Raw genomic sequence first — 374 nt, 5'->3', positions numbered from 1 at the left:
CCGTCCAAGGCAGCAACATTACTGCGGGCGACACCATCCGCCTCGATTCCGCGCGCGACATCCGGCTGCAGTCCGCCCAAGACAGCCAACATCAGGACGGCAAAAACCGCAATGCCGGCGTACAGGTCGGCGTCGGGGTTTCCGTTGGTGCCCAAACCGGTGTCTATATCTATGCCGAAGCGGCCTACGGCAAAGGTAAAAACCGTTCGGACAGCCAAAGCCATCAAAACACCCTATTGCAGTCCGACAAACTGCAGCTCAGCAGCAAGGGCAATACCGTGCTGAACGGTGCCCAAGCCCATGCAAAACGCATCGACGCTGAAGTCGGCGGCACCCTTTATATCGAAAGCCCGCAGGACACTGTCGAACAGGAG

The 374-nt window shown here is 58.6% G+C and carries 1 protein-coding gene; it reads left to right on the top strand.

The features are described 5' to 3' along the window. Nucleotides 1-374: hemagglutinin repeat-containing protein (locus MB824_RS08500; RefSeq protein WP_238748032.1), on the top strand; the 374-nt coding region annotated here is incomplete at both ends.

The sequence above is a fragment of the Kingella pumchi genome (assembly GCF_022288825.1).
Classification (GTDB): domain Bacteria; phylum Pseudomonadota; class Gammaproteobacteria; order Burkholderiales; family Neisseriaceae; genus Kingella_D; species Kingella_D pumchi.
The sequence above is the reverse complement of the archived record's forward strand: the minus strand, read 5'-3'. Positions and strand labels throughout refer to the sequence as shown.